The organism is Sporomusa intestinalis, from assembly GCF_055383785.1.
Window position 1 is genome coordinate 2,169,166 of the sequence record NZ_AP042390.1, and the last position, 26,571, is coordinate 2,195,736.

24 protein-coding genes, 1 riboswitch and 1 other annotated feature are annotated in these 26,571 nt (G+C 51.8%); of the genes, 20 read left to right on the top strand and 4 right to left on the bottom strand.

Annotation, left to right across the window (positions count from 1 at the left end; translation table 11 throughout):
* The first annotated feature begins 115 nt into the window (after positions 1–115).
* The 3 genes from sdaAB to ACZ481_RS09860 are packed head-to-tail and all read left to right on the top strand — an operon-like array spanning position 116 to position 2,124.
* Entirely contained in the window at positions 116–781 is a 666-nt protein-coding gene (gene sdaAB, locus ACZ481_RS09850) for an L-serine ammonia-lyase, iron-sulfur-dependent subunit beta (protein WP_464769969.1), read from the top strand.
* Between the two features lie 15 nt (positions 782–796).
* Entirely contained in the window at positions 797–1,684 is an 888-nt protein-coding gene (gene sdaAA, locus ACZ481_RS09855; protein WP_464769970.1) for an L-serine ammonia-lyase, iron-sulfur-dependent, subunit alpha, read from the top strand.
* A gap of 59 nt (positions 1,685–1,743) precedes the next feature.
* Positions 1,744–2,124, top strand: a complete 381-nt coding sequence (locus ACZ481_RS09860; RefSeq protein ID WP_464769971.1) for a RidA family protein — start codon at positions 1,744–1,746, stop codon at positions 2,122–2,124.
* Between the two features lie 100 nt (positions 2,125–2,224).
* Here the strand turns inward: ACZ481_RS09860 and lgt are convergent, their stop codons facing one another.
* On the bottom strand, positions 2,225–3,019 hold the full coding sequence (gene lgt, locus ACZ481_RS09865; RefSeq protein ID WP_464769972.1) for a prolipoprotein diacylglyceryl transferase: 795 nt from the start codon (positions 3,017–3,019) through the stop codon (positions 2,225–2,227).
* Between the two features lie 80 nt (positions 3,020–3,099).
* Between lgt and ACZ481_RS09870 the strand changes: the two genes are divergently transcribed.
* Both ACZ481_RS09870 and ACZ481_RS09875 read left to right on the top strand, forming a co-directional pair.
* Positions 3,100–3,633, top strand: a complete 534-nt coding sequence (locus ACZ481_RS09870; RefSeq protein ID WP_464769973.1) for a TlpA family protein disulfide reductase — start codon at positions 3,100–3,102, stop codon at positions 3,631–3,633.
* The gene (locus ACZ481_RS09875; RefSeq protein ID WP_464769974.1) at positions 3,623–4,327 is read left to right on the top strand and encodes a cytochrome c biogenesis CcdA family protein; all 705 of its coding nucleotides are present in this window, start codon (positions 3,623–3,625) and stop codon (positions 4,325–4,327) included. Before ACZ481_RS09870 ends, ACZ481_RS09875 begins: the two co-directional genes overlap by 11 nt.
* A 4-nt stretch (positions 4,328–4,331) precedes the next feature.
* Here the strand turns inward: ACZ481_RS09875 and ACZ481_RS09880 are convergent, their stop codons facing one another.
* Entirely contained in the window at positions 4,332–5,024 is a 693-nt protein-coding gene (locus tag ACZ481_RS09880) for a metallophosphoesterase (RefSeq protein ID WP_464769975.1), read from the bottom strand.
* Positions 5,025–5,224: 200 nt separating this feature from the next.
* The gene (locus tag ACZ481_RS09885; protein ID WP_464769976.1) at positions 5,225–8,491 is read right to left on the bottom strand and encodes a DEAD/DEAH box helicase; all 3,267 of its coding nucleotides are present in this window, start codon (positions 8,489–8,491) and stop codon (positions 5,225–5,227) included.
* A gap of 152 nt (positions 8,492–8,643) precedes the next feature.
* On the opposite strand from ACZ481_RS09885, the gene ACZ481_RS09890 reads away from it, so the two are divergent.
* The gene (locus tag ACZ481_RS09890) at positions 8,644–10,020 is read left to right on the top strand and encodes an aminotransferase class V-fold PLP-dependent enzyme (RefSeq protein ID WP_464769977.1); all 1,377 of its coding nucleotides are present in this window, start codon (positions 8,644–8,646) and stop codon (positions 10,018–10,020) included.
* Positions 10,021–10,089: 69 nt separating this feature from the next.
* On the opposite strand, the gene ACZ481_RS09895 is transcribed toward ACZ481_RS09890, so the two are convergent.
* On the bottom strand, positions 10,090–10,494 hold the full coding sequence (locus tag ACZ481_RS09895; RefSeq protein ID WP_464769978.1) for a hypothetical protein: 405 nt from the start codon (positions 10,492–10,494) through the stop codon (positions 10,090–10,092).
* A gap of 109 nt (positions 10,495–10,603) precedes the next feature.
* Positions 10,604–10,822, top strand: a binding site (T-box leader).
* Positions 10,823–10,873: 51 nt separating this feature from the next.
* Between ACZ481_RS09895 and leuS the strand changes: the two genes are divergently transcribed.
* From leuS to ACZ481_RS09965, 14 genes are all read left to right on the top strand, one after another.
* Complete coding sequence (gene leuS / locus ACZ481_RS09900; RefSeq protein WP_464769979.1) at positions 10,874–13,357, top strand: leucine--tRNA ligase; 2,484 nt, start codon at positions 10,874–10,876, stop codon at positions 13,355–13,357.
* A gap of 27 nt (positions 13,358–13,384) precedes the next feature.
* Positions 13,385–13,708, top strand: a complete 324-nt coding sequence (gene trxA / locus ACZ481_RS09905) for a thioredoxin (RefSeq protein WP_464769980.1) — start codon at positions 13,385–13,387, stop codon at positions 13,706–13,708.
* A gap of 453 nt (positions 13,709–14,161) precedes the next feature.
* Positions 14,162–15,244 (top strand): radical SAM protein, encoded by a 1,083-nt coding sequence (locus ACZ481_RS09910; protein ID WP_464769981.1) that lies wholly within the window; start codon positions 14,162–14,164, stop codon positions 15,242–15,244.
* A gap of 5 nt (positions 15,245–15,249) precedes the next feature.
* Complete coding sequence (gene nirJ2 / locus ACZ481_RS09915) at positions 15,250–16,242, top strand: putative heme d1 biosynthesis radical SAM protein NirJ2 (protein WP_464769982.1); 993 nt, start codon at positions 15,250–15,252, stop codon at positions 16,240–16,242.
* A 284-nt stretch (positions 16,243–16,526) separates the two neighbouring features.
* A complete protein-coding gene (locus ACZ481_RS09920) occupies positions 16,527–17,657 on the top strand; it encodes a hydrogenase small subunit (RefSeq protein ID WP_464769983.1) in 1,131 nt (376 codons plus the stop codon).
* 22 nt (positions 17,658–17,679) lie between these two features.
* Complete coding sequence (locus tag ACZ481_RS09925) at positions 17,680–19,572, top strand: nickel-dependent hydrogenase large subunit (RefSeq protein ID WP_464769984.1); 1,893 nt, start codon at positions 17,680–17,682, stop codon at positions 19,570–19,572.
* Between the two features lie 208 nt (positions 19,573–19,780).
* Complete coding sequence (gene cybH, locus ACZ481_RS09930; RefSeq protein ID WP_464769985.1) at positions 19,781–20,503, top strand: Ni/Fe-hydrogenase, b-type cytochrome subunit; 723 nt, start codon at positions 19,781–19,783, stop codon at positions 20,501–20,503.
* An 11-nt stretch (positions 20,504–20,514) separates the two neighbouring features.
* Complete coding sequence (locus ACZ481_RS09935; protein WP_464769986.1) at positions 20,515–20,997, top strand: HyaD/HybD family hydrogenase maturation endopeptidase; 483 nt, start codon at positions 20,515–20,517, stop codon at positions 20,995–20,997.
* Positions 20,998–21,022: 25 nt separating this feature from the next.
* Positions 21,023–21,337 carry a hypothetical protein gene (locus ACZ481_RS09940; protein WP_464769987.1) on the top strand — a complete coding sequence of 105 codons (315 nt, stop codon included), beginning with the start codon at positions 21,023–21,025 and terminating at the stop codon, positions 21,335–21,337.
* A 94-nt stretch (positions 21,338–21,431) separates the two neighbouring features.
* Complete coding sequence (aroH, locus tag ACZ481_RS09945) at positions 21,432–21,791, top strand: chorismate mutase (protein ID WP_464769988.1); 360 nt, start codon at positions 21,432–21,434, stop codon at positions 21,789–21,791.
* Positions 21,792–21,942: 151 nt separating this feature from the next.
* A complete protein-coding gene (locus tag ACZ481_RS09950; RefSeq protein ID WP_464769989.1) occupies positions 21,943–22,902 on the top strand; it encodes a glycosyltransferase family 2 protein in 960 nt (319 codons plus the stop codon).
* 99 nt (positions 22,903–23,001) lie between these two features.
* A riboswitch (cyclic di-AMP (ydaO/yuaA leader) is annotated at positions 23,002–23,132 on the top strand.
* 3 nt (positions 23,133–23,135) lie between these two features.
* Positions 23,136–23,804, top strand: a complete 669-nt coding sequence (locus tag ACZ481_RS09955) for a C40 family peptidase (protein ID WP_464769990.1) — start codon at positions 23,136–23,138, stop codon at positions 23,802–23,804.
* A 117-nt stretch (positions 23,805–23,921) separates the two neighbouring features.
* Entirely contained in the window at positions 23,922–25,646 is a 1,725-nt protein-coding gene (locus ACZ481_RS09960; protein ID WP_464769991.1) for an ABC transporter ATP-binding protein, read from the top strand.
* Between the two features lie 191 nt (positions 25,647–25,837).
* Positions 25,838–26,569 (top strand): metal ABC transporter ATP-binding protein, encoded by a 732-nt coding sequence (locus tag ACZ481_RS09965; protein WP_464769992.1) that lies wholly within the window; start codon positions 25,838–25,840, stop codon positions 26,567–26,569.
* Positions 26,570–26,571 lie beyond the last annotated feature (2 nt).

The following is a 26,571-nucleotide window of genomic DNA, read 5'->3' on the forward strand; positions in this document are numbered from 1 at the left end:
CGTCCGGTATGCCTCCCTCTCCGCCTTGGTTTGCAAAAATAGCCTCGCCCTTATTCTACCGTTTTAGCGCTGACAGGGTACTCGGCAAGACTGACTGAAAGGAGGTAACGTAAGGTTGAACATTTTTGATATTATCGGACCGGTCATGGTCGGCCCGTCAAGTTCACATACGGCAGGGGCGGTGCGGCTGGGAAATGCTGCCCGGGCTATTCTGGGGCAGCCTGTAGCCAAGGCTGTGATTGGACTTCATGGCTCTTTTGCCCAGACCGGCCGGGGGCATGGCACCGACCTGGCACTGGTGGCAGGCCTGATGGGCTGGGCGACTGATGACCTGAGAATTCCGGAGGCCTTTGCCTTTGCCAGGGAAGCCGGGCTGCAGTATTCCTTCCGCACCATTCATGCCGGCGATGCCGCCCATCCTAATTTTGTCAGGTTTTGGCTGGCCGGAGAGGAGGGGGCTGAGAGCCAGGTTGCCGGTGCTTCGATTGGCGGCGGGCGGGTGATAATCAGTGAGGTGGACGGTTTTCCGCTGGAGTTTACCGGCGATTTTCCCACAATTCTCACTCTGCATGAAGACCGTCCCGGTGCTGTGGCCGAGGTAACAGGCATCTTATCCAGACGGGGGGTTAATATTGCCCAGATGCGTGTATTCAGAAGAAATAAAGGTGGTTTGGCCAGCATGGTGCTGGAGACTGACCAGCCGGTGGACAAGGCGGACATTACAGCTGTAGCCGGGCTGCCGATGATTAAAGCAGTACGCAGCATTACGGCCATTGGCTGACAAGGAGCGATACATATGTCATTGGATAAGTTGTCTCTGGAGGAATGGATTCAGTCTGCTGCCGGACAGGCAGTTTCTTTTGCCGACTTTTGTGTGGAGTTCCAGTCCCGCCAGCTGGGAGTGACGGCGGGGGAGGTCATCACACGCATGGCAGAACTGCTTACTGTTATGGAAGCGTCGATTGCTGCCGGGCTTAAAGGGCCGCGATCGAAAGGCGGTCTGGTTGGCGGTGATGGACTCAGGCTGCAGCAATATAACCACAGCCAAAAACGGACTGTGTTAGGGAGTTTTCTCGGTAAAGCCGTGGCTTATTCACTGGCTGTCGGTGAGGCTAACGCCGCCATGGGCCGGATCGTGGCCGCGCCTACGGCCGGTTCAAGCGGTGTTTTGCCGGCCATTTTGTTTACCCTAAAAGAAGAATTCGCCTTTAGCCAGGAGGAACTGGCTAAAGGGCTGGTCGTTGCCGGTGCGATCGGGATGGTGATTGCCTCACGGGCCTCTCTGGCCGGCGCCGCCGGCGGCTGCCAGGCTGAATGCGGTTCGGCCGGGGCCATGGCCGCCGGGGCCATGGTCGCGCTCCTGGGCGGTACCCCGGCTCAGACCGGTCAGGCCGTGGCCATTACGATAAAAAATATGCTGGGACTGGTATGTGATCCTGTGGCCGGGCTGGTTGAGGTTCCTTGCGTCAAACGCAATGCCGGGGCTGTGGCGCAGGCCGTTGTCGCGGCGGAAATGGCGCTGGCCGGCATTACCAGTGTTATACCGGTAGATGAAGTGATTGATGCGATGGAGTCGGTCGGTCAGTCCATGCACTGCTCACTGAAAGAAACAGCCCAGGGCGGTTTGGCGGTTACGCCTACCGGCTTGGCCTTAACAGAAAAAATTTTTGGTGATAGTAAATAGGCAGGTTTTTACCAAATAATATAGAATGTCCTAGAAAACAAGCTAAAGGAGGCTGCAGCATGAAAACAGTCGTTAGTTCTGACCGGGCCCCCCAGGCCATCGGTCCTTACTCACAGGCGATCAAAGCCAAGGGATTTTTATTTGTCTCAGGCCAGATACCGCTTGACCCTGTTACCGGCCAGATTGTCTATGGCGGTATCGAGAACCAAACCCACCAGGTGCTGGCTAACCTGCGGGCTATTTTGGAACAGGAGAACCTGACCTTTGCCAATGTGGTAAAAACATCGGTGTTTCTAAAGGACATGGACGATTTTGCCCTCATGAACAATGTCTATAGCCAGTATTTTACTGAGGCGCCGCCCGCCCGGGCTTGTGTTCAGGTCGCAAAACTGCCCCGTGATGTCAGTGTGGAGATTGAGCTGATTGCTGTATATCCGTAAATGAGAAAAGCCGAAACCTTTTGCAGGGTTCGGCTTTTCCTGTATATAGGGCGATATTCTGGCAAGTATTCTCAATCCATTCAGTTGGCCAATGGCAAGGTTACTTATTTTTGCCGGCAAGCCCGATGCGTTCGGCATAATAACCCTGCCGGATGAAAAGGATCAAGCCAATAACGATAACGGCGAGGCTGGTGAGCTGGGCTGATTTTAAACCAAACAGCAGGGTGCCGTAATCGCCGCGGAGAAACTCCAGGAAGAAACGGGCTGCCGAATATAAAACCGCATACAGGATAAATACCTGGCCTTTGGCATGATTGGTGGTCCTGAAGATTAACAGGAGAACAAAGATGACCACATCGATTTGGCCTTCCCATACCTCAGCCGGCCACAGCGGTTGATCGCCATATACCTGATAGGCCAGGGTGGTTGAGGGATACACGATTCCGAAGTTGCCGCCGGTAGGATGGCCAAACGCATCGCCGTTCATTAAATTGGCCATCCGGCCGATTGCCTGGCCGATAATAATAGCCGGGGCCGCAACAATATCGGCAAAGGCCCAGGTATCAATTTTATGGATTTTGGTATAGATGATCCCGGCAACGGCCCCGAACAAAACGCCGCCCTGGATAGCCATCCCCCCCTGCCAGACAAACGGGATTTCCAGCAGGTGATGCTGGTAGTATTCCCAGTCAAAGAAGAAAACATCCCAGAGGCGGGCCCCGACAATACCGGCCAAGCCGCAATAGATGCCCATGTCCGGCACATGCTGGTGCCAGCGGCCATCCTGCCTGGCCAGGAAATAGGCGGTGCCTGTGGCCAGGATTATGCTCAGGCTCAAGATCAGGCCATAGGCCCTGATCGGAAAATCACCGATAAAAAAGAGGTACTGATGCATAGTGTGTTGAACCTCCAAATTTAATAATATTAAAAAGCGGTAAAACATATATCTGTTATATCAGCTGAGAGGAGACTATCATGCCGACCAGACTTATCATTCTGGCAGTAACCGTGATCGCGATGACAATTGCGATTGGTTTTGTTGCCATGGAACCTGCTAATCTGCCTCCCCCTGCGACCAATAAGCCGGCGGCGGAGACCGGCGTAACTGTTGGCAAGATCCTGCCGGGTTTTACGCTGGCCGCTGTGGACGGGAAGCAGGTAAACATTGCTCCGGCCGGACGGATTATTGTCCTGAACTTTTGGGCAACCTGGTGCCCGCCCTGCCGGGAGGAAATGCCTGAGCTGAATCAGTTTTCCGGCAAATATGGTGACCGTATATCCTTCTATCTTGTTAATATCCAGGAGAGTCAGGCCACGGTGGCTGACTTTTTAAGCCAGAACGGGTATGATATGAACTGCCTGCTGGATATTGACGGCCAAGTAGCGAAGACCTTCCGTATTAATGCGATACCTACAACCCTGGTGGTTGATCAGCAAGGGACGATCAAATACCGGAAGTCCGGCCCGGTCACCATGGCCGAACTGGAAGGAGTGTTGAATGGATTATAATCTCACGCTGGCCACTGTTTTTGGCGCCGGTGTAGTCTCTTTTTTATCGCCCTGCGTACTGCCGCTGCTGCCGGCCTACACCGCCCTGCTGGCAGGGAGCAAAGAGCAAAGCGCGGCTGGTGCGGGCCAAAGGAGATTCCTGCTTAACGCCATCAGTTTTCTTAGCGGCTTTACCTTAGTATTTGTCGCCATGGGGGCAACGGCTTCTTATATTGGCGAGCTGTTTTTTGCGTATCAGGAGCTGATCCGCAAAGGCGGGGCGGTGTTCATGGTCCTTATGGGCTTACAGCTGGTGGGTGTGCTGAAAATTCCCGGTTTGGGGCGGGAATTCCGGCCGTTCCTGCACGGCACCTTTGCCGGTCCCCTGGGGGCTTTTCTGCTGGGGCTGGCTTTTACTGCCGGCTGGACACCCTGTACCGGACCGATTTTAGCTACTGTGCTTATGTATGCCGGGGCCATGGCGACGGTTAGCCAGGGGGCGCTGCTGCTGTTTATCTATGCGATGGGGTTTTGTCTGCCGTTTTTAATCATGGCCATGGTAATCAACCGCTATTTCCACAAGATTCAGCGTGTGTACCGCTGGCTGCCGCTTATTCAGCGGGCGGCGGGGGGGATATTAATTGCCGTTGGCATCCTGATCTATTTTGATCTGCTGGCCAAGGTCATGGGAGTGGCCGGCGGCCTTTTTGGCTAAGACGTTATAAAAGCTGCCTGACCTTGAAGTCCAGGGCATCGCAGGATACCAGATGGTAAGCGGCACCGTTGATTATACCGGTAGCCGCATTTTTTATTGACTCGCCATGGAGATGGCCGTAAATACAGATTGCCACATTATACTTGGCGATCAGGCCGGCAAAGCCGGTTGCGGTATTATGGTCATAAAAAGGCGGAAAATGCAGCATCAGGAGGAGGCGGGAATAACCGGCATTGCGGGCCGCCGCCAGGGAAGCCTCAACCCGCAGCAGCTCCCGGCTGAAAATAGGCTGGTCAGCAGTTTTGAACAGCGGGTCTTCCGGGCATGTCCAGCCCCGGCTGCCGCAGATGGCCCATTCGCCGGCGACGGCAAAGCTATTATGGAGAAACTCAATCTTAGCCTCTACGGCTTTGGTCATTTTGCTGACCGACTGCCACCAGTAATCATGATTGCCGCGCACAACAATTTTTCTTCCCGGCAGGCAGGCGATTGCCTGCAAATCAGTCAGGGCATCAGGCAGCTTCATGGCCCAGGAGATGTCGCCGGCAATCAGGACAACATCCTCCGGCGCTACCTGCTCCTGCCAGCTTGTTTTGATTTTATCCCAGTGGCCTTCCCAGTGCCTGCCAAAAATACTCATGGGCTTAGCCGGCGGCAGGCCTGATAAATGGGTATCGGCTATGGCAAATATCTTCATACTAACAGCTTCCTCGCATTTGGCTTAGTTGATCATCGAGACTGCCGCCCCTACAGGCGGACGGGTTTTCCACCCTGAAATTACCCTGCTGCAGCAGGTTCACTTGTGGCAACACCTGGAATTATTGTATCCAATATTGGTGTGAATAGCAATGCAAAGCAGCAATAAGTCCGGTATTTTACCCCAGGCGGCTGTTTTGCCTACAGCGTGAACAGATTCCGGATCTCGGTTTCGCTCATCTTGGTTAAGAAATTTTCACCAGGCTTAATCAGGGTGTCAATCAGCTTTTTCTTTTGTTGTTGCAATAGATATATTTTTTCTTCCATTGTATTTTTAGTAATGAGTTTATAGACCTGAACCGAGTTTTTTTGACCTATACGGTAGGCCCGGTCTGTGGCCTGGTCTTCGACCGCCGGATTCCACCAGGGGTCGTAGTGAATGACCATATCGGCCCCGGTCAGATTTAATCCGGTGCCGCCGGCTTTAAGGGACAGCAGGAAAACTGATTTTTCGCCGGCATTAAAAGAGCGGACAAGCTGGAGCCGCATGTCGGCTTTGGTTGCGCCATCTAGATAATGGTAGCTGATTTTCATGGCTTCAAGCTCCTGCCTGATCAGCGACAGCATGCCGGTAAACTGGGAAAATAACAGGACCCGGTGCCTGCCGTCGGTTGCATCGCGGATTAACTCCTTAACCATTTCCAGCTTGCCGCTGCCGCCCTGATAGTTTTCAATAAATAAAGCAGGGTGGCAGCAGATTTGCCTGAGTCTGGTCAACAGTGATAAAATTTTAATTTGACTTTTTTCAAAGCCATGGCTGCTGACCTCGGCTTCAAACTCGGCTTTGGCCTGCAGCAGCCAGGCTGCATATAATCTGGCCTGGGCCGCAGTCATTTCATTCACCATTTTACTTTCGATCTTTTCCGGCAGTTCCTTTAGCACCGCCTGTTTCATGCGCCGCAGGATAAAGGGCTTAGTATGGCGGCCTAATTCCTGCAGCGCCTGTTGATCATTGTTTTTGACAATGGGAATTTCGAAGCGGCTCATAAAGTCCTTGTGGGTGCGCAAATAGCCGGGCATCAGAAAGTCAAAAATTGACCATAATTCTGTCAGTGTATTTTCAATAGGCGTACCGGTAAGGGCAAAATAATTTTTTGCTTTTATTTGCTTCACCGACTTAGCGTTTAAGGTGTTCGGGTTCTTTATATGCTGGGCTTCATCCAGGAAACAGTATTTGAAGGTGCGCTGCTCATAGAGATCGATATCCCGTTTGATCAGGCCATAGGAGGTAATTACAATATCGGCGCTGTCGATATTCTTAAACTGCTCCAGCCGCTCAGCCGGCTGGCCGGCAATTACGACCGCCTGCAGGCCCGGTGCGAATTTTATTATTTCCTCCTGCCAGTTATAGACAAGCGAGGTCGGGGCAATAACAAGTGACGGACCGGGGGCGGTTTCTTTTTCGGCCAGGATAAAGGCAATGACCTGTAAGGTTTTGCCTAAGCCCATATCGTCGGCCAGAATACCCCCCAGACCGTAATGCGCCAGCGATTTAAGCCATTTGAAGCCTGTTTTCTGATAATCCCTGAGTTTGCCCTGGATACCTCCCGGTATTGGATATTCAATATCCTGCGGTTCACGGATATCCTGAACCATATGCCGGAAGGCGCTGCTGCGCTCAACCGTAAAGGCCGGCGATTCGCGGGCCAGGCTGTCCAGATAGAAGGCACGGTATTTTGGCAGTTCCACGACCTGGTTTTCCATATCGTCCGTACTTAGCTCCAGTTCGGCAATCAGGCCGGCGGCTGTTTGAAATTCGGGAGCATCGAGCGAAATGAAAGAACCGTCCGGGAGGCGGTGATAGCGTTTTTTCAGCCTGTAGGCAGCCAGCAAATCGATCAATTCCTGTGGGGATATATCTTCCAGTTGAAGCGAAAATTCCAGCATGTCTGTTGCCTGATTCAGTCTGACGCCGGCGGTAATTTTTCCGGCCGGCTTAATTTTAGGCTGGTGCAAGTCATCGGCATACAGGATCTCGGCACTGCTCTGCAGTTCCGGCAAGGCCTGAGACAGAAAGGTATAAGCCGCCTCCTCGTCAGCCAGTACCAGCCGGCCGGCCGACCAGGTAAAACCATATTGCTGAAACGTATTCAATAGTTCTTTTTCCTGGGCGGTGGCGCGGAGCAGCCATTTGCCGGCAATCGTAGCGTCACCCGGCCCGGTGTCGCCAAGGGGATTTATCATGGTGTCACCATACCAAAACTCAATCCGGGCGCAGATGCCGTTGCCAAACCGGTCAAGGTAGATGCGTTTTTCCAATTGTTCTTTATGGAAATTATTATAAATAGAATCATCTACATTTATCGTTGCAATTGTTTCGAGCGCTGGCAGTGCGCCTGACATAAAATCGGATACAGTGGCGGCCGGGATATGCAGTTCAGGCTTTCTGTTTTCGTTAAAACAGAGTAATAACCGTTTAACATAGCTGGCAAACAGGGGATCAACACGGTAAATCGTCCTGTTATGATAGATATAGCGAAAATCGGCATCAAGACCGTAAAATACATCGCCGGCCAGATTCATTGACAGCCGTAAGCCGTCCTCGGCGGCCTTAACCGCCAGATCGACCGGCGGACGGCGGTTCTGAATGGTAACACCGGGGATTGTATGGTCATTAATCACGGCTGTAAATGACTGAGACTGCATGATCTCAAAAAAACGCATAAGGCCTGAAGGGAGCAGTTTAAAGCGGCGGGGTTCACTGTAGGCAGAATTGGCGTGAAGCCTGGAGTAAACAGGGAAATTCCAGCCCGAGCGCTGCTTCTCTTCCTCATAGGCAGCGGTAAGCAGACTGACTAAGGCGGCTGATACCTCATCGAACACAACCTCGCCCGGCTTTAAGGCAAAATTTTTGCCGAAAACGATGGTTTGCCGGGCGTGCAAAGCGGTAAGCAGCTGCGGGATATCCTTTAGAACATACAGCCGGTCTGTGCCGATCATAAATTCAAGATAGCTTGTCTTTTTATTATTGGCCAGATAAAAATGATAGACCGGTATTATTTTTGCCAGCGCGGCCTTAGCGGGTTTCGCTGTTAGCTTATTCTCGCCGGTACCCTGGAAAAAATCCAGGAATTCCCTGGTGGAGCGGGTTAACGTCATCGGGCCGGGAGTGCTGAAATATTGCTGCCAGGTGTGCTGGATTTTTTTCAAAACAGCGACAATATGTTTACAGGCACCGTCAAAACTATAAAAGGCCGGGCAGTCACAGGCATACTGTTTAATTTTTTGCTGCGGTGAGAAGGTCACAGAAACACTATACAGGTGCTGGCCGGCGACCCGGGCGGCAAAAGTACTGTCTTCAGGCAAAAAAAGAAAGGTTTTGACCCGGCTGCTATGGTAATAATGACAACCCCTGATGTAGGAGGCGTGAGAATCGGCTTCTGCTTTAATTTTTTCTTCTGTTAACATCCTGGCTCCTTTCCGCTTATTGGCATCTATATATTATTTAAATTATCTTACCAACGATAAAAATCCTGCCGGGAGATTCCGCTGGCCTGCCGCCAGGCATAGATTATATCGACGGCGTATTCGCTCAGATATTGTAAAAGCGGGGGTGAACTATGATTTATCGTAACCCAGGCAGCAGTTTCCGGCAGTTAGTAGCCGGCACTGATGCCAAAGTACCTTTAGCCAATGGGAAGTATGTCAGGGGGATTAACTTTGACAATGCGGCCACTACGCCGCCACTTTGCGCAGTTTTAAGCGAGATTAATCAATTCGCTCCCTGGTATGCCTCTGTTCATCGCGGTAAAGGCTATAAGTCAATTGTCTGCTCCGAGCTTTATGAACAAGGCCGCGAGGTTGTCAGGGAATTTGTCAATGCCGGCCGGCAGGATGTTGTAATTTTTACCAAAAATACGACGGAAGCAATTAATATGCTGGCTTATGCTTTAGCCGGCGGGCCGGAGCAGGTGGTGTTAACAACAGATATGGAGCATCTGGCCAATGACATGCCCTGGCGGGATAAATTCACTGTCGATTATGTCGGTCTGACAAAAGCGGGCAGATTATCTTTGCCGAGTCTGGAAGCAAAGCTGCAGCTCCATGCAGGCAAAGTAAAATTAGTCGCTGTTACCGGCGCTTCCAATGTTAGCGGTTATATTAATCCCATTGCCAAAATTGCCCGGCTGGCCCACCAGCACGGAGCCGCAATTTTTGTGGACGGTGCGCAGTGGGTGCCGCATATCGGTGTTAATATGCGGCCGCCGGATGCGGCCGAGCATATCGATTACTTAGCGTTTTCGGGTCACAAAATGTACGCGCCCTTTGGTACCGGGGTTCTTATCGGGCCCCAAGCGCCTTTTGCCGGGGCTGTTCCGGTATATCAGGGCGGCGGGGCTGTTGGTTTAGTATCGCAGACCGCAATCGAATGGGAAGCGCCGCCAGCCAAATGGGAGGCAGGCACTCCCAATATGATGGGAGTATTGGCTCTGATTACGGCCATCGAGACGTTGTCCAAGCTAAATCTTAACGTAATCCACACTTATGAACAGCAATTAATTAACTATGCCATTGACGGCTTGCGCAATATTCCCGGGATTACGCTGTACAGCATCAGGGACGGACAGGAAGCCAGGGTGAGTCTGGTATCTTTCAGTCTGGAAGGGCTTCATCACAGCCAGGTGGCGGAAATTCTGTCACAGCAGGCTGGTATTGCTGTGCGCAACGGTTTGTTTTGCGCTCATCCGTATGTGGAAAAACTGCTGCGGCTGAGTGCGGAAGAGATCAAATATTATCAAACCCATGATGATAAAAGCCTGCCAGGGTTAGTAAGGATTAGTTTCGGTCTTTACAACACAATCAGTGAAATTAAGATATTTCTGGCAACGCTGGCTCATATTGCCGACCACCGCCGGCACTATGCCGATAAATACAGTTATGTACTGGCGCCTAACCGCCCGGACGATAAAGGCAAAGGGGAATATCCCTACTGTTAATGACAAAACCACTTAGATCCGGTTGGCGGATTCTGAGTGGTTTTGTTGCTTAGCTAACTGAGCATTCATTTACGTATTAGGGCTGGCTGCTTTAATCCAATCCTCTAACTTGGCCAGGACTTCCGTGCGGGCTTCGTCTACCTCGACTCCTCGCCATTCCTGTCCTGTCTGGCCGTCAAACCATAATTCTTTTTGGGAGAAAGTTCCGCTGGGATAGAGTTTCTCTCTGGCCGCATCCATAATCCCATCAAACATGCTTTGTTTGATGTTTTTCCTGACCATGCGGCAACCGGCCTTTTCGGTACTGTCAACCTCTATGCCGTCCGGACCGGTACTAAGGGCAACATGGGAAAGCAGCTTGCCCTGCTGGCCGGCGGCGGAAATAGCCTGCTTGGCATATGCGGCGGCCTGCTCCCGCTTAATACTGTCGTCATTTACGGTGACTCTGACATTGCCGATAATAAGCTTATACATGACACACCTCCTTATGAACTATTGTATGACTGTTTGCCTGATATAGAACAGTTTTTGTCAATACCGGCATAAGTTGACTTTTCAAATGTATTGCTATATAATGGAACAAGCAAATCTGTAGAGGCAGAATAGTAAGCCTATTATGTACAGTCCAGAGAGCTGGCGGCTGCTGGGAGCCAGTCTGTACTATACCTGAACTCACTGCTGAGGAGCGATTGTGAACTAGTTAACTACTTGCAGCGGTCGTCGCAGGCCTGCGTTACAGGCTAAGGAGTGGATGACTACAGTCATCAAGCAGGGTGGTATCGCGAGAAGTCTCGTCCCTGGCGTTAGCCACGGGACTTTTTTACTATCTGTCCGAGGGGGATTGAATTACTCGATGAATGAAAAATATTCGCCGCGCGAGATTGAGTCCAAGTGGCAAAAATCCTGGGTTGACAATGAGGCGTTCAGCACTACTATCAACCGCCAGCGTCCGGAATACTATGTTCTGGAAATGTTTCCTTATCCGTCAGGCAACCTGCACATGGGCCATGTACGTAATTACTCAATTGGTGATGTTGTTGCCAGATTTAAGGTAATGCAAGGCTATAATGTGCTGCATCCTATGGGCTGGGATGCTTTTGGCATGCCTGCTGAAAACGCCGCTATCAAGCATGGCATTCATCCATCGTCCTGGACATGGGACAATATTGCCAACATGCGACGCCAGCAGCAAGAACTGGGTTTGTCTTACGACTGGGACCGGGAAGTGGCTACCTGCCATCCCCATTATTATCACTGGACCCAGTGGCTGTTTTTGCTGTTCCTGGAACGGGGCCTGGCTTATAAGAAGAAGGCTGCTGTAAACTGGTGCAATGACTGCAATACCGTCTTGGCCAACGAACAGGTTGTTGACGGCCGCTGCTGGCGGTGTGACTCGGCCGTTATTAAAAAGGATCTCGAACAGTGGTTCTTTAAAATAACAGATTACGCCGACCGCCTCCTGGCCGACCTGGCCGACCTGAAAGGCTGGCCTGAGCGTGTTAAAACCATGCAGGAAAACTGGATTGGCCGCAGTGAAGGGGCCGAATTCAGCTTTGCCCTGCCTGAGATTGATGAAAAAATTTCTGTATATACGACCAGGCATGATACGGTTTTCGGTGTAAGCTATATTGTCCTGGCACCGGAACATGCGCTGGTGGACAAGCTGATTGCCGGCAAAGCGGAAGCGGCGGCTGTTAAAGCCTTTATTGAGCGTGTCCGGGGCCAGAGCGAGATTGCCCGCACCTCCAATGAGACGGAAAAAGAGGGGATTTTCACCGGCGCCTACGCCCTCCATCCCTTTACCGGCGAGCAAGTGCCGGTCTGGGTGGCAAACTACGTCCTGGTTGAATACGGCACCGGCGCGGTTATGGGGGTACCGGCCCATGACCAGCGCGACTGGGAATTTGCCGGCAAATACGGATTGCCCAAAAAGGTGGTTGTTCAGCCAACCGGCAAAGAGCTTATCCTTAGTGAAATGACCGGGGCGTTTGACGGACAGGGCACAATGGTCAATTCCGGCGAGTTCAGCGGTCTGGATAATGAAACAGGTAAGGTTAAAATCGCTCAGTGGCTGGAAAAACAGGGGATCGGCAAACGCCGTGTCAATTACCGGCTGCGGGACTGGCTTATTTCCCGCCAGCGTTACTGGGGGGCTCCCATTCCGGTTATTTATTGCCCGGCCTGCGGCACAGTGCCTGTGCCCAAAGACCAGCTGCCTGTCTTATTGCCGGAAAACGTTGATTTTTCCAGTGGCTCTGTATCGCCGCTGGCCCAAGCCGAAGAGTTTATCAACTGTACCTGCCCGAAGTGCGGCGGCAAGGCGCGGCGGGAAACAGATACCATGGACACCTTCATTTGCTCTTCCTGGTATTATTTCCGTTATACCAGCCCCCATAGCGCCGATGAACCGTTCAATCCGGACAAAGCCAACTACTGGATGCCTGTGGATCAGTATATCGGCGGGATTGAGCATGCTATCCTGCATCTTTTATATTCACGCTTTTTTACCAAGGTATTAAAAGACGCCGGTCTGGTTAATGTCAATGAACCGTTCAAGAACCTGCTGACCCAGGGCATGGTGATTAAAGACGGGGCCAAAATGTCGAAATCCAAAGGCAATGTTGTTTCACCGGAAGAGATTATCAGCAAATACGGCGCCGATACGGCCCGCTTGTTTATCCTCTTTGCCGCGCCGCCGGAGCGTGATCTGGAATGGAGTGACCAGGGGGTAGAGGGGGCATACCGCTTCCTGGGGCGGTTATGGCGGATTGTGGGCTACTACGCACCGCTGGTTAAGGCGGAGGCCGACAGCGCCTATGAGCCGAAGCAGCTCGGCAAAGAGGAGAAAACCCTGCGCCGCATACTGCACACAACCATCAAGCGGGTAACCGAGGATATTGGGCAACGGTTTAATTTCAATACCGCAATTAGTGCCATTATGGAACTGGTCAATGCGATGTATGCGCTAAAAGAGCAGAACATAACCCCGCAGCCGGGTCTGGCCCGGGAGGTTGCGTCCGGGCTTCTGAAAATGCTGGCACCCTTTGCGCCGCATATAACGGAAGAGCTGTGGCTCGAAACCATCGCTGAGGGCAGCGTGCACAAGCAGACCTGGCCAACCTTTGAGGCGGCGGCCATGGAAGTGGAAGAGGTGGAAATCGTCCTGCAGATTAACGGCAAGGTTCGCGACAAAGTCGTCGTGCCGGTCGGCCTGAGTGCCAAAGACCTGGAGAAAACAGCCCTTGGCCAGGAAAAAGTGCAGGCCCTTATTGCCGGCAAGCAGGTGGTTAAAGTCATATCCGTGCCGCAGAAACTGGTTAATATTGTTGTAAAATAGCAATAATAATATGAGGAGGCGGACAAGATGAGTGAATTAACGATTACCAGTACCGGACAATTCAATGATGCCGTGCTTAAAGCGGACAAACCTGTTTTGGTGGACTTTTGGGCACCCTGGTGCGGGCCCTGCAAAATGGTAGCCCCGGAGGTTGAGGCGGTTGCCCAAAAATTTGCCGGCCGGGCTGTTGTCGCTAAAGTAAATATTGATGAACAGCAAGCACTGGCCAGTCAGTACAATGTTATGAGTATTCCTACCCTGATCGTTTTTAAGGCCGGCAGTGAGGTCGGCCGGATTACCGGTTTCCGCCCGCAAAGAGATATTGGCGATATGCTGGAAAAAGTATTATGATGTGCATTAAACTCCCGGACTGCAGTCCGGGAGTTTTTCCTGACGTTGCCAGAAACGTTTATTGCCTGAAAACCCCCGGCTTTCGGAATAACGGAAACTGATTTTTGGCAATAGTATGAAAGTTTTTGGGCCGGCAGGTAAGAATCCCGGGTATGTCGAAACTAGTGTCTTGACCACATATCTTTTTCGTTTGCTGGCGGCCAAAACGGCAAATGGCGGCGTCAGTCCCTCCTAGCAGATCCCTGCCAGTATGCGGCGTCGGCGCTTCCTTGCCCTTTGCCAGTTTGTTTCGCCTAAAACTAAAATCAACGTGGCCAGACACTATCAGTTCAAACTTAATTTTGAAGGAGATATAGAATAAATATGATAGGTTGCACTAAATTGCTTTGCGGCACAGCGACCGTTTCGGACATCGTAAAATATGGCCGCAGTTCCCAGCACCTACCACCGCAGATGCTTCAATTTTCCTCAGACGCAACCCCGATTGTGGTCTGGAACTCGACTAACCGCTGTAACCTGAACTGTCAGCACTGTTATATCTCGGCTGAAGACCGGGATTATGCCGGTGAGTTTACAACAGCGGAGGCAAAGAAGTTTATTGATGACCTGGCGGCCATGAGGGTGCCTGTATTGCTATTTTCCGGTGGCGAACCGCTGGTCAGGCGCGATTTGTTTGAACTGGGGGCCTATGCCCTGGCTAAAGGAATTCGTCCGGTAATTTCCACCAATGGCACGTTGATTACGCCGGAACTGGCGCAAAGAATTAAAGCCACCGGTTTTCAGTATGTTGGTGTCAGCATTGACGGCAATGAAGAGGTACACGATTATTTCCGGGGCAAAAAGGGCGCCTTTCAGGAAACCCTGGCCGGCATCCGCAATTCCATTGCGGCCGGTAATAAGACCGGAATCCGGTTTACTGTCAATAAACTTAATTATCATACACTACCTGCTATTTTGGATATTGTTGAGCGCGAGAAGATCCCCCGCTTCTGTATGTACCATCTGGTATATGCCGGACGGGGGCGGGAAATGGCCGAGCTTGATACCACGGCGGAACAGAAGCGGCAGACGATTGAGCTGTTGATAGACCGCACCCTTGACTTTCACAAACGGGGCATTGAGGTGGAGATTCTCACCACCGATAATCATGCCGATGGTATTTATATCCTGCAGTATTTTGAGCGTACCCAGCCTGAACGGGTGCCGGAGATCAAGGAGCTGCTGTCAATGCATGGCGGCTGCTCGGCCGGCCAGAAAATGGCGAATGTGGATCCCCAGGGCGAGGTGCATGCCTGTCAGTTTTGGGGGCATAAATCACTGGGCAATGTGCGGAAACAGCCCTTTAATGAAATCTGGCATAATCAGCAGGATGAATTTTTGTGCAAACTGCGCGATAAACCTAGTTATATAACCGGACGCTGCGGCGAATGCCGCTACAAGGGCTTCTGCGGCGGCTGCCGGATACGGGCCGAAGCTGTATCCGGCGACCTGTGGAGCGAGGACCCAGCCTGCTATCTTACTGATTACAAGGAGTAGCCAGCATGATCATCTCATGGAATACCACCCAGCAATGCAATATTAACTGTGTACACTGTTACCGTGATGCCGGGGCCAAGCGGACGGACGAACTAAGCACGGCCGAGGGCAAAAAACTGCTCAGCGAGATCGCGCAAGCCGGCTTTAAGATTATGATTTTCAGCGGCGGCGAGCCTATGCTGCGGCCTGATATTTATGAATTGATCAGCTACGCGGCCTCTGTCGGTCTCCGGCCTGTACTTGGTACAAACGGTATTATGCTTACCGGGGATGTGCCCGGCAGGCTTAAGGCTGCCGGCCTGATGTGCGCCGGTATCAGTGTGGACAGCCGCGACCCGGAGCGGCATGATACCTTTCGCGGCCTAAAAGGGGCCTGGCAGCGGACGCTGGCAGGGATAAGCAGCTGCCGGGAGGCCGGGCTGCCTTTTCAAATCCATACTACGGTTAGCAACTGGAATGAGCATGAAGTGACAGCGATCACCGATTTTGCCGTTGAACTGGGGGCCGTGGCCCATCACATCTTTTTTCTGGTTCCGGCCGGCCGGGGGAAGGATATTGAGGACACGACATTAAAAACAGCCCAGTATGAGGCCTTGCTGACCCGCATTCTGGATAAGCAGGCCGATACACCGATTGAGCTAAAACCCACATGTGCGCCCCAGTTTATGCGTATTGCCAAGGAGCGGGGTGTGCCGATGCGCTATAGCAAAGGCTGTCTGGCCGGGACTACTTATTGCGTGATCCTGCCGAACGGTGATGTGCAGCCCTGCCCCTATCTGCCGCTGAAGGTCGGCAATGTGCGGGCCACCGCCTTTGACGCCATCTGGCAGGACAGTCAGGTGTTCAAACAGCTCCGCCATGAGCCGCTAAAAGGTGGCTGCGGTTCCTGCGGCTTTGACAAGGTATGCGGCGGCTGCCGGGCCAGAGCCTATTATTACTCGGAGGGGGATTATCTGGCCGAAGAACCCTGGTGCAGCCGGGGCATCAGGATACCATAACCCGGAAAGAGCGTGCTGCGGTTACGAAAGGTCAGGGCTTGCTGCTCTGGCCAGAATGCATAAACGGTTGCCAAAATGCTAGGCTAATCGAAAATAATGAGCAGGATTGTTTTATATCATGCCGCTGACTAAGAATCCAGGTCATTGCCCATGCTATAAGAACGATCCTGCTTATTAATAAATAATGTTAACTATTAGCCGGAACAAAACAGGAAAATTGGCGTGAAAAACAGAATACTTTAACAAGGATTAATTTTCCATACAATTATTTAAGGGGGGGGACTATGGAAAAGCGGGATACCCTTTGGCAATTGTTCCAGAAAAAAAATGTCAGCCGCCGCGATTTTATCAAGACGTGCGTGGCCCTGACCAGTATCATGGGTTTATCCACTGAATTTATACCCCAGGTTATTGAAGCGGCAGAGAAAAAACCTTTGCTGCCGGTTATTTGGCTCCACGGCCACGAATGCACAGGCTGTGATGAAACCTTTATCCGGTCGCAGACGCCGCTGGCCTCTGACCTCGTATTAAACATGATTGCTCTCGAATACATGGACGTATTGGCGGCCACCGGCGGCGACCAGCTGGAACACCAGCTGGAAGAGACCATTAAAAACTATCCGGGCCAGTATGTTCTGATCTTTGAAGGGGCTGTGCCTATTGCCGAGAACGGGATATATTGCATGGTCGGCGGCAAGCCAATTCTGGAGACGGTTAAACATGTCGCCAAAAATGCGGCCGCTATCATTGAAAATGGCTCCTGCGCGGCCTGGGGCGGCATTCAGGCGGCCAGGCCCAATCCGACTAAATCAGTGGCTGTCAGTGAAGTGGTGAGCGGCAAGCCGATTATTAAAGTGCCCGGCTGTCCGCCGATTCCGGAAGTACTGACAGGCACCATCATGCATTATGTCTTATTCGGTCAGCTGCCGCCTGTTGACAACCAGGGGCGGCCGAAGCAGTTTTTTGGCAACCGGATTCATGATACCTGTTACCGGCGGCCGTTTTTTGATTCCGGTATGTTTGTCGAGAAGTTTGACGATATTGCCAGCAAGGCTGGCTGGTGCCTGTATAAGGTGGGCTGCCGGGGGCCGGAGGCTTATAATTCCTGCGGCAATATACGCTGGTGGAACGGCATGAGCTATCCCATTCAGGCCGGTGCCCCCTGTGTAGCCTGCGCGGCCAATAATTTCTGGGATAACGACCCGTTTTATGAGCGGCTGCCTAATATTCCTGTGCCCAATACGATTGTCAATGCCGACAAGGTCGGCGCTATCCTGGCCGGAGTGACTACTGCCGGGGTCGTGGCCCATGGCGTGGCTTCCTATGTGCAGCATAAGCTGCATGAGGCAAAGGCGGAAAAACCGCAGGACGTTGCAGCAGAGCATAAGCCTGAACAAGACCAGGATAATGAATAGCGGACAAGGAGGAAGGGCTTAGATGAAACGTATAGTTGTTGACCCTATCAACCGGATTGAGGGCCACCTGCGGATTGAAATAAAAGTGGACGAGGCCACCGGCAAAGTGGAAGACGCACTGTCAAGCGGCACTGCCTGGCGGGGGATTGAACTGATCGTAAAAAACCGTGACCCGCGGGATGCCTGGATGTTCGCCCAGCGGATATGCGGTGTGTGTACCACCGTGCATGCCTTAGGCTGTTTACGCGCGGTGGAAGACGCACTGGGGATTGAAATCCCTAAAAACGCAAATTATATCCGTAATATCATGGCTGCCGCGCAGACGGTGCATGATCATACGGTCCATTTTTACCACCTCCACGCCCTGGACTGGGTAAGCCCGGTTGCTGCTCTCAAGGCCGATCCGGCCGCCGCCGCGGCCATCCAGAATACCGTTTTGGAAAAATACAGCCTGAATTTTACCGGTCCTGTTGGTTTTGACACCAATGCGTACCCCAAGGAATTCCCCAAAGCCACTACTGCCTATTTTAAAGAAATCCAAAACCGGATCAAGAAGGTCGTGGACAGCGGCCAGTTAGGCCTGTTTGCCGGTCATTACTGGGAGCATCCCGACTACGACGTCTTGCCGCCGGCAGCGCATCTTATGGCGGTTGCCCATTATCTTAACATGCTTGACCGGCAGCGCGAGATTGTGATCCCCCATGTTATTTTCGGCGGCAAAAACCCCCATCCTCACTATATTGTCGGCGGCATGCCCTGTTCAATATCGATGAATGATATGAATGCCCCGATCAATACTGAGCGTTTGGCTGTGGTGGATTCCTCTGTTAACCTGAGTATTGACCTGACCAATCATTTTTATGTGCCTGATGTGCTGGCGATTGGTGATCTGTTTGTCAAAGCCGGTTATGTCGACGGCGGGGGCTTGGCAGGACAACGGGTATTGTCCTTTGGCGATTTTCCGGACGAGCGTTACACCGGGATTGCCAACGGCGATTACTTTAAAAATTTGCTGATTAAATCGAACGGCGTTGTGGAAAATTTTGGCCAGGGGGTGGCTAATGCCACATTCCATCCGCTGGAGGGCAAGGACTTAAGCGATCCCAATGTGTTGGCCGAGGGTGTGGAACATTCCTGGTATAGTTATCCCGAGACCGGTAAGGACCTGCATCCGTGGAGCGGGGTAACCAGTCCCCAGTATACCGGCCCCAAAGAAGGAACCAAGACTAATTGGAAATATTTAGATGAAGACGGCAAATACTCCTGGATTAAAACACCCAAATGGAACGGCAAAATGGCTGAGGTAGGCCCTTTGGCCAAATATATTATTGTGTATACTAAAGTTAAGCAAGGCCATATTCCGCAGCCGACCTGGGCGGAGCAAATGATTGTTGATCAGATTGAGGCTGTATCGAAACTGCTGAATCTGCCGCCGGAAACCTGGATGACGACCACTGTCGGCCGGACCGCAGTCCGCGGTTTAGATGCCCAGTTAAACGCCTATGTCAGCAAATATTTCTTCGATAAGCTGATCAACAGCATAAAAGCCGGTGACACTGCTGTTGCGAACAGCGCCACCTGGGACCCGGCCACCTGGCCGAAAGAGGCTAAAGGGGTTGGCCTGCATGAAGCGCCCCGCGGCGGTCTCAGCCACTGGGTTACGATTAAAAACGGCAAGATCGACAATTATCAGGCTGTCGTTCCTTCTACCTGGAATGCCTGTCCCCGTGACAGCAAAGCCGGCTATGGTGCCTATGAATCAAGCATGATTGACACCAAGGTCAAGATTGCCGACAAGCCGCTGGAAATACTGAGGGTTCTTCATTCATTTGACCCCTGCCTGGCCTGCGCTACCCATTTGTATGACAGCCAAGGCAAGGAGCTTACCGTAGTCCGCACAGACCCGTATTTATAAAGAAAACACGGCTTGCGCCGAGCCTTGGGCGGAAGCGGAAGCCGATGTTGCCCTTATCCAGGGAAAGTTGACCTTTCCATCAGGATAAGATAAGACTTGGCTTGTGCCAAGCCCTTTAGGACGATACCCGTTGGGTATAGCCGTTCTTATGTCCACAGAATTTATTTATAAATTCTGGTAGAGACTAAAAAAGAGGAGGAATACGGTCATGCGTCAAGGCGCTATGAAACCCTATTACCTGTTCAGCCCGTGGACGCGGATTTTCCACTGGGTCATGGTAATATGTGTATTTATTTTGTTTCTTACCGGGCTTTATATTGGCAATCCTTTTTTTCTGGGCACCCAGGGAATGGAGCCAACCTTTGCCGTTAACAATGTGTTGTCCATGGAAACGATCCGCTATATCCACTTTATCGCCGGCTATGTGCTTGTCATTTCTTTTATTCCCCGGATCTATGGCTTTATTATTAATCCTGGCGACAGATTGCTGCCTAAGCCCTGGAGCAAACTGTACTGGACCGGGATGATCGATACCCAGATGCATTATATGCTTCTGCGCGGCAAGCACCGGCCCTATTTGCGGAATTCACTGGCCCGGTCAGGCTATCTGGCTGTGTACCTCATGTTTTTCATCGAAGCCGTTACCGGTTTTGCCATGTACTACATGGTTGAGCCCAACCGGTTTCTGGCAAAAATATTTGGCCCTTTCAACAACTGGCTGATTAATGAGTATATGGTACATATTATTCACCATTATGTCGCCTGGTGCATCATACTGTTTGTTATTGTCCATGTATATATGGCGATCAGGGCCGACTTAACCGAAAAAGGCGGTGAGATTTCGGCCATGTTTTCCGGCGTAAAATATATGGAGGAAGAGCCGGACGATCTGGGCGATATCACAGACACCAAGAAAACTAAGGCAAAATAGGAGCGGCCGTTATGGAGAAAATTGTTATTCTGGGTGTCGGTAATATCCTGATGCAGGATGAAGGGTTTGGTGTCCGGGTGGTTGAAGAACTTACCCGGCGCTATCGCTTTCCGGACAATGTGCTGGTTCTGGATGGCGGTACCCTGGGGATGGAGCTGCTGCGGTTTGTGACCGGTGCAGACCGGTTGCTGATCATTGATGCCGTAAGCGGCGGCGGCAACCCAGGCGATCTGTACCAGTTTGCCAATGAAGAGGTGAAAGCCTATTTCAAAAACAAGGTATCGCTGCACGAACTGGGGATTCAGGATGTGCTGGCCGCCCTGGAGCTATTGGAACAGCCTGTCCGGGAAGTTGTTATCCTCGGTATTCAGCCGGCAGTGATTGATGTTGGCCTGGAGCTGAGTGAGGCCGTGCAGCCGGGGGTGGCCGCCACTGCCGAGCGGGTGCTTACTATTTTGCAAGACTGGCGTATAAACAGCCTGCCGCTAACATAGGTATTACCATGCGGGAGGTGGGGCTGTGAATTACAGTGTCCTCAATGTGGTTCTTACTCTGAAGGAAGAGCCTGAGCTATTTCCGGCCGAAGGTTACCGGTATAATCAGGACAAAGGCTGCCATGAGCTGTTAATTACCGTTTTGGGCCAAAAACTCTGGGTGGATACACGGGCTGTTGTGTTAAAGAAAGTGACAGGAGCGACTTTTTGCTGGCAGGAGTACAGCCACGGCCAGTATGTGGAATTAACTCCGGCAAATTCCGTCTGCCCCGAATGCGGCTGGTGGCGGTGCCACCTGTGCGCTTCCTGCCGCTGTAACAAACCAGCTAAAAAAAATTAATTACAAGTGCTTTACAATGACGGCAGGAAAAACGGTTTTTTCCCCGTATAGTGTAACTTATGGCCTTGTTAATTCTTCGCTAGGAGTGGTGTTAATGCTGCGCGGTATTCGTGGTGCAACAACTGTTACAGACAATAATCGGGAAGAGATTTTTGAACGCGTGGCTGAGCTGCTTGCGGCGATCATCGAGGAAAATGCGGTCAATACGGAGGATATCGGCGCTGTCATTTTTAGCTCCACGCCGGACCTGAATGCGGCTTTCCCGGCGGCCGGGGCCAGAAAGCTGGGCTGGACCCAGGTGCCCCTATTCGGCACGCAGGAGCTGGAGTGTCCGGAGGCGCTGCCGCTTTGTATCCGGGTATTAATTCTTCTGAATACAGACACCCGCCAGTCGGATATCAGACATGTTTATCTGCATGGGGCGATAAACTTGCGCCAGGACATGAAGCTATAATACGGCTGCTGTAAAGCCTGCTTTGTCAAACGACCAAGCAGGCTTTAATAATTACCTCCCGGAAGTAAAATGCTATTAAAATACAGGAATTTTATTGCAAACAGGGGCTGACAGTGCAATAATAGATGAGTGGCAACAGGGAGGGAAGGGTATGGAACTGAGTAAGCAATTGATTTCCATTGTTGTACCGGTATTCAATGAACAGGAGAATATTGATAACTTTTACCAGGAAGTTGTTAAACATATGGCGCCGCTGGCCTATTCTTTGGAGCTGATCTTTATTGATGACGGCTCGAGTGATGCCACGCCCCTGATTTTAGAGCGGTTGGCGCAGGCGGACGGGCGGGTGCGGGCTTTGATTATGGCCCGGAATTTCGGCCATCAGGTGGCCTTGACCTGTGGGTTGGATTATGCCAGAGGCCAGGCTGTCATTACCATGGATGGCGATATGCAGCATCCGCCGGACATGATTCCGCGGCTGATTGCGGAATGGGAAAACGGTTTTGAGGTGGTGCAAACAGTCAGGATTACCACCGAAGGCGTTTCCTGGTTTAAAAGCCTGACTTCAGGCCTGTTCTATAAACTGATGAATGTGATGTCCAATGTACGGGTAACTGAGGGCGGGTCTGATTTTCGTTTACTGGACAGAAAAGTGGTGGACAGCTTCTGCCGGTTCCGGGAACGGGCCCGGTTTATTCGCGGCATGATCAGTGCGATCGGCTACCGGCAGACTTATATAGAATTTGTTGCCCCCAGGCGATTTGCCGGGAGGTCCAAATTTTCCCTGCGCCGCATGCTGCATTTTGCGCTTGACGGTATTACCGCCTATTCCAAAACCCCGCTGCGCATTGCTTTTTATGTGGGTATTGCCATGGGCTTTGCCAGTATTATTCTGACGCTGCAGGTCCTGTACATCCGGTTGTTTACCAATGAAGCTGTTCCCGGCTGGACAACAATTACTGCCAGTATTTTGCTGCTGGGCGGTTTGCAGCTGTCCGGCATCGGGATTATTGGCGAATATATCGGGCGAATCTTTGAAGAGGTAAAACAGCGGCCCCTTTACTGGCTGCGGGCGGAGATCACGCGGCCAGAAGAAAACGACGAGAGGTAAATGCTGGGCAAATAACTTATTTTTTTTGCCTAATTATTGTAAAAAAAACGCAATTTTGGGCAGGAATTTTTAAATTTAAACAGAATATAACATGGGTGAGCGTATAGAAAGCCGAATCCAGCTCCAGTACGGGGGAACCAACTTATGGGGTGAAACCGGAGAGATTTTCCGGTAGGGTGCCTGCAACCCTAACCCGGCAGCTAACCTCGGAGGCCAGCGAGAGGAGAAACAGTTTGCACAAGTTTTTTGGGTTCATTGTCGCTTTTTGTCTCTTTTTCGGAACCACTGCTTTCGCCTTTGCTTCTGGTACTTATGAAGCCGGCGATCAGGGCGAAGAAGTAGCCGCAATTCAGTCCCAGCTTAACAGCCTTGGCTTTAATGCCGGTGCAGCTGATGGTGATTTCGGCGACGCGACGGTCAGCGCCGTGAAGGCTTTCCAGAAGGCCCGTGGCCTTGAAGTCGATGGCGTAATCGGACCGCAAACCTACCGGGCTCTGATGGGGCGGGATATCCCTGTCAGCCGTGATTCTTCCACCACTTCGGTACGGCGGATTATTCAGACCTCTATGCGCTATACAGGTGTGCCGTATGTCTTTGGTGGGACAAGCCCTAATGGATTCGATTGTTCGGGTTTTACACGTTATGTTTTTGCTCAGAGCGGTGTTTATTTGCCGCGAATGGCTGATGAACAGTTTGCAGTTGGGCGGACCGTATCGTACAACAGGCTCCAGCCGGGTGATCTGGTGTTCTTCAGCACTTACGCTGCCGGGGCATCCCACAGTGGCATCTATCTTGGTGACGGCAAGTTTATTAGTGCTACGTCCAGCCGCGGTGTTGCTATTGACCGCATGAACAGTAGTTACTGGGGACCGCGCTATGTCGGTGCCCGCAGGGTGATGTAAACTGACAGCAGGGAAGGCTTTAGCAGCCTTCCCCTTTTATTTACCAAAGACTTGTGTTTTCTGAATCGATTTTCCACACCAGAAGTAGTTGTCCGATTATTGCGGTGGAGATATGCTATGTTAAGTTTTTACTGGCGAAAATTCATCATTCCCTATTGGCTGCTGGCTGCAACGGCGATAGTTTGTTTTGTTATCGCCACTGCTGCCGGCCTCGCGGCCCCGTTGGTAGTAAAACTGTTGATTGACGATGCCCTGGCGGGCGGCAGTATTGCCTTCCTGCATTTTATTACAGCCGGAATTATCCTGCTTTATCTGATCCGCGGTTTGTTCTTTTATGGCTATGGTTATGGTATGGCTAAAGCCGGTAACAAAATGCTGGCCAGACTGCGCGCCGATATGTTTCATAAACTGCAGTCACTGGATTATGCCTACTATATGAAGACGCCTTCGGGAGAGATTGTTTCATTATTTACCAATGATCTTTTGTTTATCCAACAGGCAGTTACAACGGGGATTCCCGACGTTATTGTCGAGTCCCTTAACCTGCTGGCCATTATGGCTATCATGATTTATTTTGACTGGGAGCTGGCAATGGTTACTTTTGCCACTTTGCCCTTCATTATTGTGGCCATCAGTTGTTTCAATCATAAAATAGGCCGCCTGGGAGCACTTGTGGAACATCACCTGGCTAAAGTGACGGCCATTATTCAACAGTCGGTCGTAGCGGTTATGATTGTGCAGAGTTATGCCCGCGAAGAGTATGAGTACCGAAAATTTAGCAGCAAGCTCCGGCTGGCTGCTGCTGATTTGCTGAAAGCCCAGCGGTTAAGCGCGATGCTGGTGCCGCTGGTTGAATTTCTGGCCGCTATTGGCCTAACCGTTATTGTCTGGTACGGCGGGCGGGAGGTTATCCGCGGCGACCTTACCATCGGCGGCATGTTTGCCTTTCTTGTTTACATTATCAATGTACCGGCGCCTGTCGGCAAAATTAGTCAGGGCCTGACCCAGCTTAAACTGGGATTGGTCGCCTGGGAACGGATTAGCCGGCTGCTGAACGAACAGCGGCCGGCAGTGGCGGACGGCCGGCTGGAACTGGCTCAGGCGCGGGGGCTGGTAGAATTCAGGCGTGTTACCTTTGCCTACCGGCACGGGCAGCCGGTGCTGAACAATATTAACGTGACAGCGCGCCCGGGCGAGGTAATTGCCATTGTGGGGCCGAGCGGGGCCGGGAAATCATCTTTTGCCAACCTGCTGCTGCGATTTTATGACCCGGAGAGCGGAGCCATCCTGCTGGACGGTATTGATATCAGGGACCTTACATTCAGTTCCCTGCGCAGACATATTGGTTTTATTCAGCAAGAGCCGGTATTATTTAACATGTCCATCCGGGAAAACATTCGTTATGGCCGGCCTGCAGCCACCGTGAGCCAGGTTGATCAGGCAGCCAGGCTTGCCAACGCCTATGAATTTATTCAGGCGTTGCCGGCAGGCTATGATACTATGGCCGGTGAATTAGGCGGCAGCCTTTCCGGCGGTCAGCGGCAGCGCATCGCAATTGCCCGGGCCATTATCACCGAGCCGGCCATATTGCTCCTGGATGAGCCGACTGCGGCCCTTGACGCCCATACGGAAAAGCTGGTGATGGCTGCGATCAGGCAGGCCGGAACCGGGCGCACCACTTTTATTATCACCCACCGTATGTCCACCATCATGGCCTCTGACCGGGTTCTGTACTTAACAGGCGGCACGATAGCCGAAACCGGCACCCATCAGGAGCTTATCGCTCAGGGAGGGGCCTATGCCCGGGCCTATGAGCTTGGTAAACTGCGCATAAGTGAGTAAAATAATGGTAATAATCATAACACCATCCTGCGGCCGGTCTTTATTGGGAGAGTATAGATTGGTCGCTGTATTTTTTCATAGCCTTGGCTTAAAACTGCCGGCAGGAATTGACAGATGCCAGTAAGGCTGATAACATCTAGCTAGGAATATTCTTATGTAGAGTATCCGCAACACCGGCTGAGGAGGCTACTATGGCTGAAGTTAAACTGCATAATATTACCTTTGGTTACAATAATACGGAAATGGTGCTGCGCAATATATCCTTCACTGTGCAGCAAGGTGAATTTGTTGTTGCGGTAGGACCAAACGGCGCTGGCAAAAGTACGCTTTTAAAAATTATTGCCGGGCTGATTGAACCGGCTGCGGGCCAGGTCCTGATTAATAATGGCAGTATCGGTTCCGCCGCCCGGCAGGGCATTATGGCCTATGTACCCCAGCATTATTCCCAGAATACGGCGGCTTTCCCGGCGACTGTCGAGGAGATTGTCGCCCTGGGGCTTGTTGGCAGCCGGGGGCGGCCAAAAGCGGCCGCCCATAAGCGGTTTATTGACCAGATGCTGGAAATGGTCGGGGCAGAGCAGCTAAAAGGCCGCCGGATTGGCGAATTGTCAGGGGGCCAGCAGCAGCGGGTGATGGTAGCCCGGGCTTTGGCGGGTGAGCCGCGGCTGTTATTGCTGGATGAACCAACAAGTGGCATTGATTATGCTGCCAGCAGCCGGATTTACGAATTGCTGGGCCAGCTTAACACTACCCTGGGCATCACCATTATCATGGTATCCCATGATATCGAGAATGGGACCCGCTTTGCGGCAAAGGTGGCCTGCATCAACCGGCATCTGTGTTTCTTCGGCGGCAGTGAAGAATTCCGCTCCAGTCACGCCAGTATGCAGCATTTATGGTATTATTCCGGATTCACCGGTTAGGG

What these genes read in the sequence shown, in the direction of transcription:
- cybH (WP_464769985.1), top strand. Translation starts at nt 19,781, where the DNA reads ATGCGTCAAGGCGCTATGAAACCCTATTACCTGTTCAGCCCGTGGACG.
- ACZ481_RS09885 (WP_464769976.1), bottom strand. Translation starts at nt 8,491, where the DNA reads ATGTTAACAGAAGAAAAAATTAAAGCAGAAGCCGATTCTCACGCCTCC.
- ACZ481_RS09960 (WP_464769991.1), top strand. Translation starts at nt 23,922, where the DNA reads ATGTTAAGTTTTTACTGGCGAAAATTCATCATTCCCTATTGGCTGCTG.
- leuS (WP_464769979.1), top strand. Translation starts at nt 10,874, where the DNA reads ATGAATGAAAAATATTCGCCGCGCGAGATTGAGTCCAAGTGGCAAAAA.
- ACZ481_RS09935 (WP_464769986.1), top strand. Translation starts at nt 20,515, where the DNA reads ATGGAGAAAATTGTTATTCTGGGTGTCGGTAATATCCTGATGCAGGAT.
- sdaAA (WP_464769970.1), top strand. Translation starts at nt 797, where the DNA reads ATGTCATTGGATAAGTTGTCTCTGGAGGAATGGATTCAGTCTGCTGCC.
- ACZ481_RS09870 (WP_464769973.1), top strand. Translation starts at nt 3,100, where the DNA reads ATGCCGACCAGACTTATCATTCTGGCAGTAACCGTGATCGCGATGACA.
- ACZ481_RS09875 (WP_464769974.1), top strand. Translation starts at nt 3,623, where the DNA reads ATGGATTATAATCTCACGCTGGCCACTGTTTTTGGCGCCGGTGTAGTC.
- aroH (WP_464769988.1), top strand. Translation starts at nt 21,432, where the DNA reads ATGCTGCGCGGTATTCGTGGTGCAACAACTGTTACAGACAATAATCGG.
- ACZ481_RS09910 (WP_464769981.1), top strand. Translation starts at nt 14,162, where the DNA reads ATGCTTCAATTTTCCTCAGACGCAACCCCGATTGTGGTCTGGAACTCG.
- ACZ481_RS09950 (WP_464769989.1), top strand. Translation starts at nt 21,943, where the DNA reads ATGGAACTGAGTAAGCAATTGATTTCCATTGTTGTACCGGTATTCAAT.
- ACZ481_RS09925 (WP_464769984.1), top strand. Translation starts at nt 17,680, where the DNA reads ATGAAACGTATAGTTGTTGACCCTATCAACCGGATTGAGGGCCACCTG.
- ACZ481_RS09895 (WP_464769978.1), bottom strand. Translation starts at nt 10,494, where the DNA reads ATGTATAAGCTTATTATCGGCAATGTCAGAGTCACCGTAAATGACGAC.
- ACZ481_RS09920 (WP_464769983.1), top strand. Translation starts at nt 16,527, where the DNA reads ATGGAAAAGCGGGATACCCTTTGGCAATTGTTCCAGAAAAAAAATGTC.
- ACZ481_RS09860 (WP_464769971.1), top strand. Translation starts at nt 1,744, where the DNA reads ATGAAAACAGTCGTTAGTTCTGACCGGGCCCCCCAGGCCATCGGTCCT.
- ACZ481_RS09880 (WP_464769975.1), bottom strand. Translation starts at nt 5,024, where the DNA reads ATGAAGATATTTGCCATAGCCGATACCCATTTATCAGGCCTGCCGCCG.
- trxA (WP_464769980.1), top strand. Translation starts at nt 13,385, where the DNA reads ATGAGTGAATTAACGATTACCAGTACCGGACAATTCAATGATGCCGTG.
- ACZ481_RS09965 (WP_464769992.1), top strand. Translation starts at nt 25,838, where the DNA reads ATGGCTGAAGTTAAACTGCATAATATTACCTTTGGTTACAATAATACG.
- ACZ481_RS09890 (WP_464769977.1), top strand. Translation starts at nt 8,644, where the DNA reads ATGATTTATCGTAACCCAGGCAGCAGTTTCCGGCAGTTAGTAGCCGGC.
- nirJ2 (WP_464769982.1), top strand. Translation starts at nt 15,250, where the DNA reads ATGATCATCTCATGGAATACCACCCAGCAATGCAATATTAACTGTGTA.
- lgt (WP_464769972.1), bottom strand. Translation starts at nt 3,019, where the DNA reads ATGCATCAGTACCTCTTTTTTATCGGTGATTTTCCGATCAGGGCCTAT.